Consider the following 19,876-nt stretch of genomic DNA (forward strand, 5'->3'; position numbering starts at 1 on the left):
TCCTAAACTAACGCTTTGTAAGCATCATAGCCTTTGCTTTCGATTTCAGCCACTAACGATGCGTCGCCTGTTTTTACAATACGGCCATCAATTAATACGTGTACGAAATCAGGTTTTAATTTCTGTAAAATGGAGTTGTGGTGAGTAATGATAAGTACAGCATTATCTTTCGTATGGAAACGATCTACACCGTCAGATACGATACGAACTGCGTCAACGTCAAGACCGGAGTCAGTTTCATCAAGCATAGCCAATTTAGGGTTCAATACGGACATTTGCAAAATTTCGTTCTTCTTGCGTTCGCCGCCACTGAAACCTTCGTTTACATAACGCTGTGCATAGGATGCGTCGAAGGACAATTCATCCATTTTAGTTTTCAATTCTTTTTTGAAAGCCAAAGCACGTACGTTTTCGCCGGTTACAGTTGCTTTTGCGGTACGAATGAAATTTTCTACCGTAATCCCCGGAATAGCAATCGGGTTCTGGAAGGACATAAAAATACCGGCTTTAGCGCGATCGTTAACGGCTTCGTCGGTAATGTCTTCACCGTCAAAGGTAATAGTCCCTTCGGTTACTTCATATACAGGGTTACCCATGATAGCATTGGCCAATGTGGATTTACCGGCACCGTTAGTACCCATTACTACATGAATTTCACCTTTATTAATTGTTAAGTCGATACCTTTTAGGATTTCTTTGCCCTCTACGGACACGTGTAGATTTTCTACGCGAAGTAATTCTGACACTGTACAGTCACTCCTTTTATAAATTAATTATATAGTTAAGTCATAAATAGCTTAATTGCTAAATGTTATAAAAAAAGCGGTATCCCACCAAAGTGAAACACCGCCTTATCAGCAAAATTATTCTACCACTTCGGTAAACAGCAATTCTTACAACATCTATTCCTAATAAACATTATACAATCTAACTGTTTACTGCGCAAGTTAATTTCTACTAAAATACTATGAATTTGTTTATAATTATTGAATATTTTAAATATTATGAAAAAATATGACTCTTATTAGATTTTTTAACATTTGAAAAATCAGACTCACACTGTTTCAATACTAATTAATTATATCACAGTTTACAGTAAAAAGATAGAATTTTTACTATAAATCACTGAAATCCAATGTTGCAAATAAATCATCTAAGGTTTCGGCTCGACGGATTTGGGTTACGCTGCCGTCTTCGTTAAGAAGCAGTTCGGCGGAGCGTAATTTACCGTTGTAGTTAAAGCCCATGGAATGACCGTGTGCACCGGCATCGTGAATAACAATGCGGTCCCCCATATCAATCTTAGGTAATTTACGGTCGATGGCAAATTTGTCGTTGTTTTCACAAAGCGAGCCGGTTACATCATATACATGATCAAGCGGCGCATTCTCCTTACCCACCACCGTAATATGATGGTAAGAGCCGTACAGGGCCGGGCGCATTAAGTTGGCCATACAAGCATCAAGACCGATATAGTGCTTGTAAATATCTTTACGATGAATCGCGGTAGCTACCAAGTAACCGTAAGGGCCGGTAACCATACGACCGCATTCAAAAGCTAATGAAATCGGGCTGTGACCATTGCCGATAATCATAGTTTCATAAGCTTCTTTGATACCGGCACTTAAGGCTTCATAATCTACCGGCGTTTCTTCCGGACGATAGGCTACGCCGATACCGCCACCGAAATCGATGAAATCAACTTCGATGCCTGTTTCTTTTTTCACACGAAGTGCCAAATCAAACATCAATTCAGCCGTGCCGATGAGTCCTGTAATATCAAGCTCATTGGACACAACCATGGTATGCAAGCCGAAACGGTTAACACCGCGAGTTTTACAGTAATTAATAGCTTCAATAATCTGATCGCCGGTCATACCGTATTTCGCTTCTTCCGGCAAGCCGATAATCGTATTACCGCCGTGTTTTAACGGCCCCGGGTTATAACGGAAGGCCAAACGGCTCGGCAATTCGCCGTGTTTTTCCAAATAGGCCACATGAGTAATGTCATCAAGATTGATAATGGCGCCCATTTCCATGGCTTTGGCATATTCTTCATATGGTGTGTCGTTGGATGAAAAAATGATATCGTCCCCCGTGATACCGACTTTTTCACACAAAATAAGTTCAGCCAAAGAGGAACAGTCTGCACCTACCCCTTCTTTTTGCAATAAGCGCATGATATAAGGATTTGGCGTTGCTTTAACGGCGAAGTATTCTTTAAAATCTTTCGCCCAGCTGAAAGCTTTAATAAACCGACGAATATTATCTACAATCCCTTTTGCATCGTAAATATGAAACGGCGTGGGATACTCCGCTATAATCTCTTCTAAACGCTCTGCCGACACGGGCAATGTTTTTTCATTCATCTATCTCTCTCCTCAATATTAATACCTGTCGAATAACTTCTATGTAAGATTATACTTAATTTCATAGCCTGTAGTCAATTCTATAGAAAAAAGGATATAAAAAAGATGGCAACCAAGATTTAACTTAGTCACCATCTTTAAAATTTAACTCTATTTGCTATTGCATATTAAGTATTTATTAGGTTTGGTAGATTTATTACATCATACCGCCCATGCCGCCCATTGGAGGCATAGCAGGTGCTACCGGAGCATTTTCTTCTACTTTATCAGCTACGATGCTTTCAGTAGTCAATACCAAGGAAGCGATGGAAGCTGCATTCTGAAGAGCGGAACGAGTTACTTTAGCTGGGTCAACGATACCGGCTTTAACCATATCAACATATTCTTCAGTCAAAGCGTTGAAACCAACACCAGCGTCAGTATTTTTAACGCGTTCAACAACTACGGAACCTTCTAAACCTGCGTTGTAAGCAATCTGACGAAGAGGTTCTTCAACAGCACGTTTTACAAGGTTAATACCGGTCTGAACATCGCCTTCTTCTTTCAACGTTTCAAGAGCAGGTAAGATATCGATAAGGGTAGTACCGCCACCGGCTACGATGCCTTCTTCAACAGCTGCACGAGTAGCGTTCAAAGCATCTTCGATGCGGAGTTTTTTGTCTTTCAATTCAACTTCGGTAGCAGCACCAACTTCGATAACAGCTACGCCGCCGGACAATTTAGCCAAACGTTCTTGAAGTTTTTCTTTATCGAATTCGGAAGTAGTTTCTTCCACTTGGTTTTTAATCTGAGCAACACGCTGTTTAATAGCTTCGTTGTCGCCGGCACCGTCGATAATAACAGTTTCGTCTTTGCTTACGCGTACTTGACGAGCTGTACCGAGGTCTTCCAATTCAACGCTGTCTAATTTGCGGCCCATATCTTCAGTAATTACGGTACCACCGGTTAAGATAGCGATATCTTCGAGCATTGCTTTACGACGGTCACCAAAACCAGGCGCTTTAACAGCAACGGCTTTGAAAGTACCACGCAATTTATTAACTACCAAAGTAGCCAATGCTTCACCATCAAGATCTTCAGCGATGATGAGTAATTCTTTACCTTGTTTTACCACTTTTTCAAGGGTTGGCAACATATCGGCAATAGCGCTGATTTTGCGGTCAGTGATCAAAATGTAAGGGTCGTTCATAACGGCTTCCATTTTGTCAGGGTCGGTTACCATGTAAGGAGAAATGTAACCGCGGTCAAATTGCATACCTTCTACTACGGAAAGGTCTGTCTGTAAGCCTTTGGACTCTTCAACAGTGATAACGCCGTCGTTACCAACTTTTTCCATAGCTTCAGCAATAAGACCACCGATTTCAGTGTCACCGGCAGATACGGAAGCTACTTGAGCAATATCTTCTTTACCGTTAACCTTAATAGATTTCTTTTTGATTTCTTCTACTAAAGTTTTAACAGCTAATTCAATGCCTTTTTTCAAAATCATTGGGTTAGCACCGGCTGCTACGTTACGCATACCTTCTTGAATCATAGCCTGAGCCAATACAGTAGCTGTTGTAGTACCGTCACCGGCTACGTCGTTAGTTTTGGTTGCTACTTCTTTAACGAGCTGAGCACCCATGTTTTCGAATGGATCGGATAATTCGATATCACGAGCAATGGTTACACCATCGTTAGTGATTGTAGGAGCACCGAATTTTTTATCTAATACTACGTTACGGCCTTTAGGTCCCAACGTAACTTTTACTGCATTTGCCAATGCGTCAACACCACGGCCTAAAGCGCGGCGAGCATCTTCATTAAAAAGAATTTCTTTTGCCATGTCTATTACCTCCTGATACTGCCTTGCGGCAGATCTCATTGAATATATAAATTAGAGAATCGTTGTTATTATAGATATATTATTTTTCTAAAACAGCTAAAATATCGCGTTCGCTAATTACGAGATGGTCAACACCATCAATTTTTACTTCTGTACCTGCATATTTGGAGAACATTACTTTATCACCAACTGCTACTTCAGGAGCAACACGCTGTCCGTTGTCATATACTTTGCCGGCACCTACAGCAATTACTTCACCTTCGGAAGGTTTTTCTTTAGCTGTATCCGGTAAAAAGATACCACTTTTTGTTTTTTCTTCTTTTTTAAGGACACGAATTATAACACGGTCGCCTAAAGGTTTCATCATTGTTAATCTCTCCTTTGTACTAATAGATTTAAATTAGTAGTTTTGATTATTTATTTTATTAGCACTCACTAACATCGAGTGCTAACTACAAGTATTATTATAGCCGAATTGAAAATAATTGCAAGTATTATTTTTGATTTTTTGACTTTTTACTAAAATTTTATCTTTTGTCGCATATATTATTTGACTTTTTAATAGAAAAAACGCCGTGCTATACACGACGTTTCTTGGCAGCTGCAATAATCTTTTCACAAGTTGCACTGATTGTTATTCGTTTATCCATGCTATAAGCTCGTAAACGCTCATAAGCGGCTTCCTCCGTTATTTTGTATAAATCTTGTAAGATGCCGGTGGCGCGAGCTATTAATTTACGTTCTTCTAAGCTTTGTTCAAGTCCCTCAATATCCGACTTTAACTGCATGTCTTCCTGAAAACGGTGAAATGCCATTTCTAAAGTAGGTCCCAGTTGATCTTCCCGAACCGGTTTGATTAAATAGCCATAAACACCGGATTCCCCCGCTTTTTTTACAAGATCCTGTTGGCTGTAGGCCGTTAAAAGAACTACGGGACCCCAATTATGATGGCGAATTTGCCGGGCTGCTTCAATGCCATCCAGTTCCGGCATTTTCACATCCATTAAAATTACATCGGGTTGCAATGTTTTAGCCTTTGCTAAGGCCTCCACACCGTTTTTACCTTCCCCCACTACTTCGTAACCGGCCGCTTCCAACTGGTCACGTAAATCCATGCGAATTAAAGATTCATCATCTACAATTAAAACCTTCATACGCGTTGCCTCTCTCTTAATCTCAAACTCTTTTTTCTATATAGGTAACTATTGTAAGCATCGATATCTGTTATAAACAGCTGATGCTATTGTAAGCGTAATGACTCATTCCGGAAATGTTATGGTCACAATCGTTCCTTGATGCGGTGCACTCTTTCGAGCCGCATCAGCTTGCATCTCATCCCGGTGCGCTCGATCTTCAATGGTCATGGTACCACCCAATTCGTTGGTCACTAAATTTTGAATAATTTGTAAGCCTAATCGTCTAGAAGCCTTTACATCAAAATCATCCGGCAAACCACAGCCATTATCCGTCACAGTAAGTGTAATAAGGCCCTTAGTCAGGTATCCCGCCACAACCATAGATCCGGAACTAATGGTTTCTTCTGTTTTTAAACAACCGAAACCGTGTTCAAAGCTATTGGATATTAACTCATTTAGAATTAAGGATACATAACCGGCACGCTGTGATGATAGTAATATGCTGTCACCTATATATTCGCATTGTACATTGTCTTCACTGCGAAAAAATGATCGTTTCAACAAGCGAATTAATTCCTCCGCAATCGTACGAAGTTCAATATAATCCTCTTCATAATGAGATATAACTTCATGGACAAGGGCCATACTTTCAATACGGCTGACGCCTTCTTGAAGTGCTTTTTTAACTTGGTCCGAGTCGGAACGACGAGCTTCCATGCGCAGTAAACCGGCTACGGTTTGCAGATTATTTTTGACGCGATGGTGAATCTCTTTAATAACGGAGTTTTTAACCATTAACTCCTGTTCCTTGCGACGCAAGGCTGTTTTATCTTTTAAAAACAAAAAGCTCCGTTTTGCTCGGGTGCCGGCATTAATCGGTAAGATAGTCTGCTCCACGATAATATCGCCGTAAATTTCTTCGGCCACAGCACCTCGATGATCACGGATTGCCTGTTTAACCCAACTCATCTTCAAGGAACCGCCATAAATTGATGTACCTACCAACCGCCTGTCGAAGCCCAATAAGTCTACCAAATGTGACGCCGCTTCATTGGCATAAAGAATGATGCCTGCTTCGTCAAAAATAATAATGCCGTCCTGATAGGACAATGGCGTATACAGTTCAGCTTGATTTTGCTGTGGCACAATCATTGCCATGTAGGTCGTCTCTGCCAATACATCGGAAGCCGCCATAAGCGGCTCTTCCGTATGAGGCTCTAAGCCGTTATGAAGCATAGCAATACCACCGATGCATTTACCGCCGTTATCCACAATGGGAAAGGCCAATAAGCGTGCCAATTGCCCGTGTTTTCGTTCCATAAAGCCTTTAACCGAACGGCCCGTATGCAATAAATCTTGCCAAAGACCGACTTCATAAGGTTTCAATAAACGGATATCCGGCATAATCTCAGCCTGTGGCCAATCTTTGATATGGCCAAAAACAAGAATCTGCTCGTCCTTAGCCATAGTAAATACACAAACGTCCTGTTGCGGTAGTGAGGCGGCAAATGGCAGTAAGCGAACTACATTACGCATTAAACGCTGCTGCGGTTCGGATAAATCCGTATGCAGTTTTAATGTATCCCGCACTTCACTGTCCTGTAATTTCATAACCATAAGTACCGCTCCTTAATTTAATTATATCGGCATAGATTTCAAAGGTGGTGTTTGGCCCAATGGAATCGATGGTTTTGCATTCAAATGTAAGTCGGCAAATTTGCCGGCTAACGACATATAGTAAGCGCGACAGCCAATCATAGCCGCATTGTCGGTAGCCAAAATGGAGCTTGGTCGATAGAAGGTTAACCCTTCTTTTTCACAAGCCGCGGCTAAAGCATCTTGTAAATGACGGTTAGCAGAAACACCACCGGCCAATGTTACTTTAGTTTGCCCCGTAGCATGAGCCGCTTCGATTGTCTTTTCAACCAATACATCAATGATAGCTTGCTGAAAAGAAGCGGCCACATCTGCTTCATTAATGGCTTCGCCTTTCTGTTTAGCACTGTTAAGGTAATTTAGAACAGCCGATTTCAAACCACTGAAACTGAATTCAAAATTACCTTTTTCCTGCAAGGCTTTGGGAAACTCAATAGCTGTCGGATTCCCATCGGCCCCTACCCGTTCAATCTGAGGGCCTCCCGGATAGGGATAACCCATGACACGAGCAATTTTATCGAATGCTTCACCCGCTGCATCATCACGAGTTTGACCGAGTACTTCAAATGTTTCATAGTCTTTAACTACCACAAGCATGGTATGACCACCGGATACAACAAGACTTAAAAATGGCGGTTCTAAATCGGGATGAGCCAAGAAATTAGCAAAAATATGGCCTTCCATATGGTGCACACCGATTAAAGGAATATCTGTAGCAAAGGACAAGCCTTTAGCCGCGGCCACACCAACTAATAAAGATCCTACCAAACCGGGGCCATAGGTAACACCGATATGATTAATATCTGTTAATGTTACGCCCGCATCAGCCAAAGCTTGATCAACTACGGGAATTACCTGCTCTATATGATGGCGAGATGCAATTTCAGGTACCACGCCGCCAAATTTTTGATGAATCGGCACCTGACTGGATATAACATTGGATAATACTTGGCGGCCGTTTACCAGCACAGCCGCTGATGTTTCATCACAACTGCTTTCGATGGCTAGGGTATATACTTTCATACCGAGGCCTCCTCTTCTTTTATTAATGACATAATGTACGCATCTTCCACGGGGTCTGTGTAATAACCCTTGCGTAGGCCTTTTACGGTAAAACCTAAACGGCGATACATAGTAAGGGCCGCCACATTGGATATACGCACTTCTAAAAATATTTCGTTCATACCTTTTTTGAACAATTCTCTGATTAATTTACGAGTCATCATGGCGCCGTAACCGTCACGACGGTATTCGGGTGCAATAGCGATATTCGTAATCTGCCCTTCGTCGAGTACCAACCAAGCGCCGGCATAACCGATAACTTTATCGTCTACTTCGATAACCATGTACATACGCTGGTCCGTTTCTGCCAGTTCCGTTTCAATAGCTTCCATAGACCAAGGGACTGAAAAACAGGCTTTCTCAATTTCAAAAATAGCTTCCGCATCATGAGCCTCGGCTCTACGCAAATTAATCATGATTTTTAACCTCATCGGCTAACGCCGTAGCCGCTTCGGTAACAACAACCGTTGGATTCGGTACCTTGCCGGCAGCAACCAACTCAGGATGTTTCGCATCCCAAACAACTTCGGCTTCGGAGCGACGAATATAATACGGCACCACATGAGCCGCTTCATCCGGCGCCTCAGCTAAGAAACGGGGCATGGCAGCGAGCAACACACCTGACGCCTTAGGAATCCGTAACGCCGGCGAAGCCAGTTGCAAATTAGGTCCGTAATCAGCCAGGGTATGTCCGAATTTAATGATACCGTCACCGGCTAAGATAACCGGCTCATCAAGCGCCGCTAAGGCTTTAAGTGCTTCATCGCGAGTTTTCACCGTAGGCTCTTGTTCGCATACTAACTTTCCGTTTACCCAACGATAACGACCTTCGTAAACATTCTTCTTTTGCGCATCGACCATAATGGCCAAGACACCGCTAAATTGCCAAAAATTATGAGCAATCCCATCCATGGTCATAACGCCCAGTAACGGAATATTAAGAGCATAGGCTAACGCCTTGGCCGTCCCCATACCGATACGAAGGCCCGTAAAGGAACCGGGACCGATGCTTACAGCGATACCGGTGAGCGCTGTTTTTGCTACGCCGCTTTGTTTAAGTAATAATTCTATATGAGGTACCAACTGTTCCGAGTGCGTGAGACCCGCTTGGACCGTCAATTCACCGATTAGGCGCTGGTCATCCATGACAGCTACGCTCGATACGGCGCTACTCGTTTCAATTCCTAAATACATAGGTTCCTCCAATCTCTAAAAGTTCATCCTCTGAAAGTTCGGCCGTCCGCCATAAACTTAAACGGCTACCGTCGGTTTCAGCGGTTAAACTGATTTCTAATACTTCTAACGGTAAGGCATCAGGAAACTTATCGGCCCATTCAACGATACTCAAGGTATCCTCCGTAAATTCCCCAAAGCCGATATTTTCAAGCTCCGATTCATCATCGAGGCGATACACATCAAAATGATATAACGTACCGTTCATCGTCTCATATGTATTCATTAAAGCAAAAGTTGGGCTCGTTACTTCCTCCGTAACGCCAAAACCTTCTGCAACACCTTGTGAAAAATGAGTTTTCCCCGTTCCCAAATCGCCGATTAACGCCACACATAACGGTCTACCCTGCTGTGCCATCGTGGCCATAAAACGGCCTAATTGACGCCCTAAGGCTATCGTATCATCTACGGTAAGAGTTTTACATGCCATTACCGCTATTTTATTCTGAGAAGCAATAGTTGTCATTGCCGTCACTCCTTTTTAAAATGGTCATACCCTTTGGCTTCTACTAATTCCTCTTTTCCGTCAGCAGTAGTAAGCCATACTTCACCGATGCCCGCCACTACACGGCCAATACAGTGAATCTGAGGGTGTTTTTTTATGTCTTCAGCTAAACTACTCGGCACTGTGCCTACGAGCTGAAAATCTTCACCCCCATAAAAAGCCCAAGCTAAGGGATGAGTCCCTAATGCCTTAGCCGCCTCAATTAATTCATTGTGAAGCGGTATGCCCGTTTCATCAATCAACAGATTAACCTTCGATGCTTTCGCAATTTCATTCAGTTCGCTGCCAAGGCCGTCACTAATATCGTTAAGCGAGGTAGCTCTATGTTCACGGAGCCAATTACCTAAAGTAACCTGTGGTTCCGGGCGTTGATGAACTTTTTTTATACTATTAAAGCCCTCAAGGTCCGCTAATAAAGCGGCCAATCCGGCTGCCGAACTACCGATTGTATTCGTAACAACGACTAAATTACCCGCTTTAGCGCCACTGCGAAGAACAGCTTCACCGGCCGGTACTTCGCCGACTACGGTCACATTAAGTACCAAAGGACCTTTAGTGGTCACCGTATCACCGCCTACAATATTTACGTCGTAGGTATGGCAGATTGTTTTAAAGCCTTCATACACCGCTTCCATATACGCAATCTCTGTATCAGGCGGCATAGCGGCAGCAATTACAGCCTGCCGAGGCGTACCGCCCATGGCCGCAATATCACTGATATTAGCCGCCCCTAAGCGATAGCCCACATCATAAGGGGCTGTCGTTTTATCGGAAAAATGTATACCTTTTACCATCATATCCGTCGTTATGAGTTGGTCATAATCGTGAGTCGTGCGATACACCGCACAATCGTCACCGATGCCGCACACAATGGTTTCAGGATTTATGATTGTATTTGATTTTATCGTATCAATAAAGCCAAATTCGCCACGTTCGGATACTTTCATCGTTCTCCCTCCGTAGGTAACTCATGTTCGAATCTTATTTATTATAGCATATTTTTATACGCAGTGCGTATCATCAGTACGGTTTATTAGTAACGATAAGCACCTTTTAGTAACAGTCAAATTGAACCCAATAAAAAAGCAACGGCTGTACCGAACTACGCGATACAGCTGTTGCTTACATTGAGTGATTTATGTCACTGCCTTTATTTTACAATTTGTTGTTCCATGCGCCCCATAGGTTCGCTCAGATCATAACCGCCGTACAGATTGACAGTCTTACCTTCGACCAATAGCTGTACTTTTTTAACATTGTCAAAGGAGGTAGCCGTATTGATGATGGATGCCAAACGAAGCTGGGCACTCAAACCATCTACCTGGCCGCCGTCAAGGAATTGTTTAGACAAATTAATCTTCGCCAAACCGTCTTTAATGTTTACGTCTTTGACTTCAACATTTTTAGGAAATACGGGATAGCTTTGACGGCTGTCTTCATCAAAGAGGAATGAAATCGCGTATTTCAACGTTTTCTTATCACTGTCTACCGTAATTGTCTGAGGGCGTACGCCTCTACCGTCATCACGGGGTACATAAATAACCATTTGGGCCATTTTATCTGTATTAGCGTTGCTCTGAGATTTAGACGTGCTTGAGCTTGCTACAGCCTGGTTATTACTAAGTTCGGAACCGCTCGCTGTAGGACTGCACCCGGCTACAACTAACACCATAACAGCTAAGAGGGTTGTAACAAATAATTTTGCATTACGTATCATATCACTTACCCCCTAAAATAACTTTCAATACCTGCTGCCACTTCGTCAGCAAATTGTTGTTGTACATCGGCTTTTTTCAGAAGTGCTTCTTCCTTAGGATTGGAAATAAAACCTAATTCCAAGAGAATAGCCGGCATGAGAGAACGACGCAATACATACAAGTTACCCGGTTGGATACCGCGGTCACCGGCAAAACCGGATTCATCGGCAATTTTTGCCTGAATGCGTGAAGCTAACCGTGTATCATACTGAGTTTTATCATAGTAGTATGTGGAAATACCACCTACATTCGGATTGCTGAAGGAGTTGATATGAACACTTACGAAGATATCGGATTTATTAGCCGTCCCCACATCAACACGCGCCTGTAGTTCATCAGGACCGGAGGCATTCGGACCATACACATCCACGTCAGTAGTACGAGTCATATTAACCTTAGCCCCTTTAGCTTCCAAGGCCGCTTTCAACTTCTTGGAAATAGCTAAGGTAATGTCTTTTTCCATCGTCCCGTTAGGTCCGATAGCGCCGGGATCACTACCGCCATGACCCGGGTCAATGGTAATCACTTTACCGGCAATACCGCCACTGGTGCGATAGTCGATTGTCACTGCCTTAGGTTGACTGGCCGTTGCGATGACGGTCGGCTTTTTAGGTGTTGTAGTGGCCTTTGCTTTAGTATTGCTTGTTTTAGTGGATGTATTCTTAGTCGTTGTTTTTTTGTCTGTTTTTACCGTAGCACTGTTGGTCGCCGTATTTTTAACATTCTTATCGGAACCGTAATATACGCTGCGCGGTGCTACCCCTTTTTGCTGAATATCAATGACCATACGATCGGGACGATTGTTGGCTTTATCTTTTTTTAACGAAAACACATTTACATCGCCTACATCAATTGATTTAGGTGTGTTTAACACAACATTAACATTCTTGCCGTCTTGCGATAATTTCGCATTAGTTACGATATTCTTATCCATCGTAATCGACGTATCATCGGTTTTAAGTTTTACATTTTTAAGTTGTACGGTTGTGGTAGTACCGGCTTTATTAATAGAAGCCGATGCTTCAACCGGTGCTGTCAAACTAAGAACGACACGTACAAACGGAATTGGTGCATCAGAACGCGTTACCCATGTCACATCTGTCACATCCGCCGCTCTGACGCTCATAGCCCATAAAGGCAAAATCATTACTGCCATTACTAAGGCAAACCATATTTTACGCAACAATCTCACTCCTATCAATGGCCACACACTACAATGGCCGGTCAAACTATCTCTAAATATCTTTGTGTTCGTTTTTATATACCCATAAGCAGTACAAAAAGCCTACCTATCAGCTTAAAGCCTTGGGCATGTTTACTTAATTATACCACAAGATTTCAGAGAACCCTTGATTTTGCTGCATTTTCACACATCATTCACAAAACAAACATACGCTCCCCCTACTCTCAAAGCCTATATAGAAGGGTTTCGAAGAGTAACGAGGAGCGTATGTTCTTATTATGAAATTTTAAATTTTTACTTGACAAGATTTCTTAATACGGAAAATTTATTACTTAAAAGTCAATAACAGCGCATGTAATTTGATTTTTGTAACCATAGCTAATATTAACGTTCCGTTGTTACCTGCCAAGTGTTGCCATCCGTGTGAATACGAATTGTACCTTGTCGAGCTGTTGTATAAACCATAACGTTTTCAGCCGCTAAACGATCTAAAGCTTCCCTCGTAGGATGACCATAATCATTGTGTAAGCCTACGGAAATAACAGCTTTTTCGGGACGAACAGAGCGTATAAAGTCCTTTTGAGATGAGCTTGCACTGCCATGATGACCTACTTTTAATATGCGACTGAATAATTTAGTATTTTCTTCCTTAATCAGTTTATTTTCTTCAGCTCTTGATGCATCACCGGTAAATAACATAGAAAATTTACCAAATACAAGCTTACCTACAATACTATTATCATTAAGATCCGGTTGGCCTTTTTTATCCATAATATACTGACCTTCTTCCGGTGCGTACACAACAAACTGAGCATCTTTACCTAAATCAACAGTCATTCCCTTATATAAACCAATTCGTTTTATATTTTTCTTATCCGTATCTTTTGCATATGTATTATACACAGAAGTTTTATATTTCATACCATTATCATACACATGTTCAATAGGAATCCCTGCATCAATAAGTGCATGAAAGCCACCTAAATGATCTGAGTGCGGATGCGTAATTATTACGTTTTTTAATGACTTCACATTGTACTTCTTTAATTGAGCCACAAGGCTGTCACGATGATCTACATCACCTGTGTCAATCAAAGTATATTCATCGCCCACTTTAATAAGATGTGCATCCCCTTGACCGATGTCCAAGGTATACACGTCAAGGGTACCGGAAACCGCCGAACTGCTACCACCGGAATTAGAGGAACTATTACCAATGATATTAGAGCCTGTTTCAAGAATTTTATTAAAACTATCCCCGATTGTCGTACCGGAAGCAGCACTGCATCCGGTAAGCGCGAAGAAACTTACTAAAAAGGCAAAAACTATGGCTAAATATTTTGCCCAAAATTTATTATTCAATTGCATACTTCACCTAACAAATTAAAACACCAAAAGAACAATGTTACCATAACTATGAGTAGCTAAAGATCAGTCGTTATTTAGCGGCAGCTATTCTCTATGAACTACCGCTAAATAACGGATTATTGTTTATTCCACATCAAAATCTAATAATTCAGTTATGGTATATGGCAACTGACGGCTTACTTCAGACGGCGTGTAACCGAAGTTTCTATCCTCGTAAAGAGCATCTGCGGCCGCGCCATGGAGATATACCCCGGCCATAGCCGCTTCCAATTCTTCGAGGCCCTGGCCTAAGAGCCCGGCAATAATACCGGTTAAGGTATCACCCATGCCACCGGTGCCCATACCTTCATTGCCGCTATAATTTACCGCCACAAGCCCTTCCGGTGAAGCGACTACTGTCGGCGCCCCTTTAAGAACCAAAACAACTTTGTATTTTAAAGCAAATTGACGAGCAATTTCTACACGATTTGCTTCAATTTCCTCCACGCTAAGGCCGGTCAAACGAGCAAATTCACCGGGATGCGGTGTTAAGATAGCCGGGAAATCGCGCTTAGCGAATTCGTCACCTATGGTATCCATATTACCGATTGCCCAAAGTGCATCAGCATCGATAACGAGTGGCGCATCTGTTGTTGTTATAAAGGTTTTAGCAAGCGTCATACTTTCTTCACTGCGACCAAAGCCCGGTCCGATAGCGACCGCTTCTTTTTCAGAAGCATGCATGCGTAAATGCAATAAACTGCCGAACGATCCGGTTAACACTTCCGGCATGATTTTAGATTGTAACATTTTTAAGCAATCCGATGGTACTACGGCTGTTACTTTACCGGCACCGGCGTGTACCGCTGCTTCCGCTGCCAAAAGAGGTGCCCCAATCATACCGTCAGAACCGCCGATAATCAATGTATGTCCATTGGTACCCTTATGAGCGGTTTCTTCCCGTTCCGGTAATAAAGCGGCTACTAAATCCGGTGTAATCAATTCGGTTGGGTAATTTTTGTTTTCATCGTCCAGTAGAGCCATTTCCCAGGAAAAGCCAAGGCCTTTAACCGCAATATTGCCACAATAGGAACGGGCCGGATATAGTAACATACCAATCTTAGGCGCCCCAAAAGTAACCGTTATATCCATGGCCATAGTACCATTGGCAACAGCCCCGGTATTGCTGTTCATACCGGACGGAACGTCAATGGCTACCAACAAAGTATCGGGATAGGTTTCTACATGAGCTTCTATGCGGTCCAAGATTTCCTGAATAGAATCGCGTAATTCACCGGTTAAACCGGTACCTACCAAACCGTCTACAATCACATCGGCCGCTTCAAAAACATCGCCGTCTTCAATTGTTAAAACCGGAATTTCCAAAGCATCAATAGCCGCCATCTGTTGGTCAAAAAGTTCTGAAGCATGACTATCATCATTGGGGATAACAATACGAACTTCATGACCCCATTCTTCCAACTGGCGAGCCGCCACCAAACCATCAGCTCCATTATTGCCTTTACCGGCAACAATAACAATCTCTAGGGGTGATTCAATTTCTTCAAATGCTTCCACAATGGCTTCCGCCACACCACGACCGGCATTTTCCATTAATACCGCTAATGGCAGACCGCCTTTTTCAACAGCCCATTGATCGATGAATTTAGCCTCTTCCTTCGCTAAGATACGCATAGTAGCTCCTTTCTACATAAAATAAAATCGTCGATGACTTTATATCTTCTTCTAAGTCATGACATCTATAACACCGCTTTTATATAAGCGGGTTAACACTGCCAGATACTAACTTTTTAGAGTGCTATTACCGTAGCCACTGCATAGTCTCGGCAATGGCTGATAGATAGTTCCAGGGACGTAAACCCTTTTTGATCGAATATATCTTTAAAAACACCGCTTAACTGTATAAAGGGTGCTCCATATTCATCGCGTCGAATCTCTATGTCCTGAAAAGTCCCTTGCCTGAAGCCAATGCCTAAGGCTTTTACAAACGCTTCTTTAGCCGCATACATACCTGCTAAGGAAGCCGCCTTTTGTTTGCCGCGACTTTCGGCATAGGCAAGTTCATGAGCGGTGTAGACTCTTTTGGCAAAAGAGTCTTTAGCCACGGCTTGTTCGATGCGCGCGATTTCAATAATATCTGTTCCCAGTTTCATATTTCATCAACCTTCGTAACACATTGTTTAGCTAGAATGCCATTAAATTCGCCGTAATTACAATAGTTCGTTGTAGCAGCAATAGTTTACTGAAGCTGCAATCGTTCAACTTTGACTGCGGTTTAACTTCAAAGAAAAAGCTCCTGACAAGCAGGAGCTTCACTATTAACCTCGCAAAGAACGAATCATTTCACTACGATCGTTTGCACCGAATACAGCTGAACCGGCCACTAAAATATCAGCGCCCGCTTCACGCACGAGTGGTGCCGTTTCTAAATTAACGCCGCCGTCAACTTCAACAACAGCTTTGGTATTTTCATAATAAGCAAGTAATTTTTTTGCCTTCTGGATCTTACGAACCGCATGAGGAATAAAAGACTGCCCACCAAAACCGGGGTTAACGCTCATGATTAATATCATGTCCAAATCGGACGCTATATCTTCAAGCATTGATACCGGTGTAGAAGGATTCAAAGAAATCCCGGCTTTCATACCGTGAGCTTTAATTTCCTGTACTAAGCGATGCATGTGCGGTGTCGCTTCCGCATGGAATGTAAAATACTCAGTACCGATATCGGCAAAGGTTTTCACATAATCAGCGGGATTGGTCACCATTAAATGAACATCAAACGGTAACTTTGTATGGGCTCGCAATGCCTTAATTACCGGTGCACCAAAGGTAAGATTCGGCACAAAATGACCATCCATAATATCGATATGCAATAAATCAGCGCCACTGGTTTCAACGCTTTTAATTTCTTCCTGTAAGCGCGCAAAATCTGCGGATAACATAGAAGGGGCAATCTTTACCATAATTTCACCATTTCCTTTGACTGCGAATTTCATCGCGAATGACTAAGTACGATTCATAACGCCCCGCCCCTATCCGACCGTCTGCAACAGCGTCTTTGACGCCGCATACAGGCTCATGCTCATGATAGCAGGGACTGAACTTACAACCTGATTCAGCCGCTAAAAATTCAGGATAAAGCGACGGCAAGCGTTCCTCTGAAATCTCACTGAAATCGATAGCACTAAATCCCGGTGTATCCATAATAAAGGAGTCTTCATCCAAACTGTACAGCGATGCGTGACGAGTTGTATGACGACCTCTCTTTATTTTATCACTTACTTCACCGGTTTGAAAAGCAAACGACGGTTCAATAGCATTTAAGAGACTGCTTTTACCTACACCGGATGGTCCGGCAAAAGCACTTACTTTGTGATGAAGTTGTTCTCGCAAAGTATCAAGGCCTTCACCGGTTCGGGTAGAGGTTTCAATCACCGTATACCCGATGCGGCGATATAACTCGGCCAGTGCTAAGGTATTTTCATCACGAAGATCACATTTATTAATACAAAGTACTAAAGGAATATCGGCATGTTCAATCATAATGATTAATTTATTAAGCAATAATTCGTTAATATCCGGCTCATGAGCCGCTACTACCAAAATAACCTGATCAAGATTAGCTACATGAGGCCGCTTCAGTTGATTGTGGCGCGGTACAATGGCTTCAATCGTACCGGCCGGGTCAAAACTGACACGATCCCCTACCAAGAGGGAGTAGCGGCCCTGTTTCAGACGGCCGCGCACTTTACATTCGTGAACCTCGCCATGCTCATCTTGCACGTAAAAATAACCATTCATATTTTTTATTACAATGCCTGTATTCATAGTCCTCCTATAATGTTTGATCTTGTACTAAAGCACCGTTCAAATATACTTGAATCTGTACGCGGCCCGTGCCGGATACATCTTTAACAATGCGTTCGCCCGGTTGTGCATTGCCGTCAAATACGGTACGGGAACCACTGTCATCACTAACCACAATGCGAACGGCCTGATTAGCTTTACCGGACGGTACCGTAATATCTACCGTACCTTTCGTGACATTACTGTTTGAAGTATTAGCAGCCGGTGCCGCTTTTTTAGCTTCCGCCGTCAACGCAACGGATGTATTGGCATCCAGCGAGCTTCCCGCTTCCGGACTTTGCTGCGTAATTACCGCGGTGTCATCACCGGCACCGCTAATTGTTGCATTAAGGCCTAAGGAAGCTAATGCGTCTTTGGCATCTTTAACTGTCATACCTACTAAATTAGGTAATTCTACTTTCTTACTCTTCACACGGTTTACCGTTACGTCTACGGTAGCGCCTTTAGTTACTTTGGAATCTCCCGGAGGTGATTGCATCAAAATAACACCATCTTCTTTACTGTCATCAGTACCTGCGGAAATCTTACCGATCACGAGGCCTAAGTTCTTGAGTCGCGAACGAGCCTGATCGATTGTCATACCCGTAATATCAGGCATCGTAATATCGCCGACGCCCTTACTTACAACGAGATGAACCGTACGTTGTTCCTTAACCTGTTCATTCGCTTCCGGACTCTGTGAAATAACCTGACCTGCCGGTACATCCGGATTAGATACTTCACTTACCGAAACACGCAAATGATTATCTTCCAGAATATGTTTAGCTACCGTTACTTGTTTGCCTACCACATTCGGCACATCTACAGTGGCATTGCTCCAGAAGTTACCGAAGCTTAAGAAGGCCCACACGAAGGCTAATAAGAAAACGATAAACGCACCCAATAAAATATATTTCTGCGGCAAGCGGCTCAGTTTAACCATCCAACCTTCTTGCGTCGGTTCACCGCCATAATAAACTTCATCGTCATCATCGGTTTCACCATAGGATGTTTCCGGTACCGGTGTCAACACCTGAGTGCCAAAATCATGAGGCGCCCGTCGGCCGCTGTTACTGTTCACAAAGCCTTGCGACATACGTAACGCGGCTATCATTTCCGTAATATTGCTAAACCGGTCTTCCGGTCGTTTCGCTAAAGCCTTAATGACCGCCGCTTCCAATAAAGTCGGAATACTCGGATTATAACGAGTCGGCGGGATTAAACGTTCCCGTACATGCTTCAAAGCCACGCTGATTGGCGTTTCCCCTTCATAAGGAACGCGGCCGGTTAACATTTCATAAAGCACAGCGCCCAAAGAATAAATATCGGTACTGCCGTTAACCGGTTTACCGCTGGCTTGTTCCGGCGATAAATAATGAGCGGACCCCATAATAGAGTTCGTATACATCATAGTAGTACCGGCATTCATGGCGCGAGCAATGCCGAAGTCGGTTACCTTAATGCGTCCCTGTTTGGTAATCAACACATTATGAGGTTTTATATCACAATGCACAATCCCCATGGCATGGGCGTGTTCGAGTCCTTCGGCAATAGCAATGGTAAACTTTACCGCATTATCGATGGATATACGTTCATGACGGGTAATATATTCTTTTAAAGTTTCCCCTTCAATGTATTCCATCACGATATAGTGATAGCCTTGGTCAAAACCAACATCGTACATGCTTACGATATTGGGATGACTTAATTTACCGGCCGCTTGTGCTTCGCGCTTAAAACGGGCTACGAAATCATCATCGCCGGCAAAGTTTGAATGTAATATTTTTACAGCCACCGGACGACCTAATAGCGTGTCTTCGCCTTTGAAAACATCAGCCATGCCGCCAACGCCGATTTTAGATATTATTTTATAGCGATTACCAAGGATTAACCCTTGTAATTTAGTTGCCTTCTCTTTCATGTTCTCACCTCG

At 42.9% G+C, this 19,876-nt stretch carries 19 protein-coding genes; all 19 read right to left on the reverse strand.

What is annotated here, in order from left to right; all coding sequences use genetic code 11:
• Window positions 1-2: 2 nt before the first annotated feature.
• Window positions 3-746 carry a Fe-S cluster assembly ATPase SufC gene (gene sufC, locus CCC71_RS07170; RefSeq protein WP_006556777.1) on the reverse strand — a complete coding sequence of 248 codons (744 nt, stop codon included), beginning with the start codon at window positions 744-746 and terminating at the stop codon, window positions 3-5.
• Between the two features lie 369 nt (window positions 747-1,115).
• Window positions 1,116-2,369 (reverse strand): diaminopimelate decarboxylase family protein, encoded by a 1,254-nt coding sequence (locus CCC71_RS07175; RefSeq protein WP_296333372.1) that lies wholly within the window; start codon window positions 2,367-2,369, stop codon window positions 1,116-1,118.
• Window positions 2,370-2,565: 196 nt separating this feature from the next.
• On the reverse strand, window positions 2,566-4,194 hold the full coding sequence (gene groL / locus CCC71_RS07180; protein WP_021841816.1) for a chaperonin GroEL: 1,629 nt from the start codon (window positions 4,192-4,194) through the stop codon (window positions 2,566-2,568).
• A 79-nt stretch (window positions 4,195-4,273) separates the two neighbouring features.
• The gene (gene groES, locus CCC71_RS07185) at window positions 4,274-4,561 is read right to left on the reverse strand and encodes a co-chaperone GroES (protein WP_296333374.1); all 288 of its coding nucleotides are present in this window, start codon (window positions 4,559-4,561) and stop codon (window positions 4,274-4,276) included.
• 211 nt (window positions 4,562-4,772) lie between these two features.
• Complete coding sequence (locus CCC71_RS07190; RefSeq protein ID WP_021841814.1) at window positions 4,773-5,348, reverse strand: ANTAR domain-containing response regulator; 576 nt, start codon at window positions 5,346-5,348, stop codon at window positions 4,773-4,775.
• Between the two features lie 105 nt (window positions 5,349-5,453).
• Window positions 5,454-6,947, reverse strand: a complete 1,494-nt coding sequence (locus CCC71_RS07195; RefSeq protein WP_021841813.1) for a sensor histidine kinase — start codon at window positions 6,945-6,947, stop codon at window positions 5,454-5,456.
• Window positions 6,948-6,968: 21 nt separating this feature from the next.
• Window positions 6,969-8,009, reverse strand: a complete 1,041-nt coding sequence (gene tsaD / locus CCC71_RS07200; RefSeq protein WP_021841812.1) for a tRNA (adenosine(37)-N6)-threonylcarbamoyltransferase complex transferase subunit TsaD — start codon at window positions 8,007-8,009, stop codon at window positions 6,969-6,971.
• Window positions 8,006-8,461, reverse strand: a complete 456-nt coding sequence (gene rimI, locus CCC71_RS07205; RefSeq protein ID WP_374041967.1) for a ribosomal protein S18-alanine N-acetyltransferase — start codon at window positions 8,459-8,461, stop codon at window positions 8,006-8,008. Before rimI ends, tsaD begins: the two co-directional genes overlap by 4 nt.
• On the reverse strand, window positions 8,457-9,242 hold the full coding sequence (gene tsaB, locus CCC71_RS07210; protein ID WP_021841810.1) for a tRNA (adenosine(37)-N6)-threonylcarbamoyltransferase complex dimerization subunit type 1 TsaB: 786 nt from the start codon (window positions 9,240-9,242) through the stop codon (window positions 8,457-8,459). Before tsaB ends, rimI begins: the two co-directional genes overlap by 5 nt.
• Complete coding sequence (gene tsaE, locus CCC71_RS07215; protein WP_226974562.1) at window positions 9,226-9,747, reverse strand: tRNA (adenosine(37)-N6)-threonylcarbamoyltransferase complex ATPase subunit type 1 TsaE; 522 nt, start codon at window positions 9,745-9,747, stop codon at window positions 9,226-9,228. The genes tsaB and tsaE overlap by 17 nt, the downstream gene beginning before the upstream one ends.
• 5 nt (window positions 9,748-9,752) lie before the next feature.
• Window positions 9,753-10,733 carry a thiamine-phosphate kinase gene (gene thiL / locus CCC71_RS07220; RefSeq protein WP_021841808.1) on the reverse strand — a complete coding sequence of 327 codons (981 nt, stop codon included), beginning with the start codon at window positions 10,731-10,733 and terminating at the stop codon, window positions 9,753-9,755.
• A 203-nt stretch (window positions 10,734-10,936) separates the two neighbouring features.
• Window positions 10,937-11,503: a GerMN domain-containing protein gene (locus CCC71_RS07225; protein ID WP_021841807.1), complete on the reverse strand. Its 567-nt coding sequence runs from the start codon at window positions 11,501-11,503 to the stop codon at window positions 10,937-10,939.
• Between the two features lie 5 nt (window positions 11,504-11,508).
• Window positions 11,509-12,735 carry an N-acetylmuramoyl-L-alanine amidase family protein gene (locus tag CCC71_RS07230; protein ID WP_463671051.1) on the reverse strand — a complete coding sequence of 409 codons (1,227 nt, stop codon included), beginning with the start codon at window positions 12,733-12,735 and terminating at the stop codon, window positions 11,509-11,511.
• 375 nt (window positions 12,736-13,110) lie between these two features.
• On the reverse strand, window positions 13,111-14,088 hold the full coding sequence (locus tag CCC71_RS07235) for a ComEC/Rec2 family competence protein (protein ID WP_463671052.1): 978 nt from the start codon (window positions 14,086-14,088) through the stop codon (window positions 13,111-13,113).
• Between the two features lie 129 nt (window positions 14,089-14,217).
• Window positions 14,218-15,768: an NAD(P)H-hydrate dehydratase gene (locus tag CCC71_RS07240; RefSeq protein WP_295244744.1), complete on the reverse strand. Its 1,551-nt coding sequence runs from the start codon at window positions 15,766-15,768 to the stop codon at window positions 14,218-14,220.
• A gap of 116 nt (window positions 15,769-15,884) precedes the next feature.
• On the reverse strand, window positions 15,885-16,247 hold the full coding sequence (gene acpS, locus CCC71_RS07245; protein WP_295250087.1) for a holo-ACP synthase: 363 nt from the start codon (window positions 16,245-16,247) through the stop codon (window positions 15,885-15,887).
• Window positions 16,248-16,412: 165 nt separating this feature from the next.
• Window positions 16,413-17,060: a ribulose-phosphate 3-epimerase gene (gene rpe / locus CCC71_RS07250; RefSeq protein WP_021841802.1), complete on the reverse strand. Its 648-nt coding sequence runs from the start codon at window positions 17,058-17,060 to the stop codon at window positions 16,413-16,415.
• A gap of 4 nt (window positions 17,061-17,064) precedes the next feature.
• Window positions 17,065-17,925 (reverse strand): ribosome small subunit-dependent GTPase A, encoded by an 861-nt coding sequence (rsgA, locus tag CCC71_RS07255; RefSeq protein WP_021841801.1) that lies wholly within the window; start codon window positions 17,923-17,925, stop codon window positions 17,065-17,067.
• 7 nt (window positions 17,926-17,932) lie between these two features.
• Complete coding sequence (gene pknB, locus CCC71_RS07260; RefSeq protein WP_296333381.1) at window positions 17,933-19,864, reverse strand: Stk1 family PASTA domain-containing Ser/Thr kinase; 1,932 nt, start codon at window positions 19,862-19,864, stop codon at window positions 17,933-17,935.
• Window positions 19,865-19,876: the final 12 nt, after the last annotated feature.

This window comes from Veillonella sp. LMAG:90, assembly GCF_008679445.1.
In the GTDB taxonomy this organism is placed as follows: Bacteria; Bacillota; Negativicutes; order Veillonellales; family Veillonellaceae; genus Veillonella_A.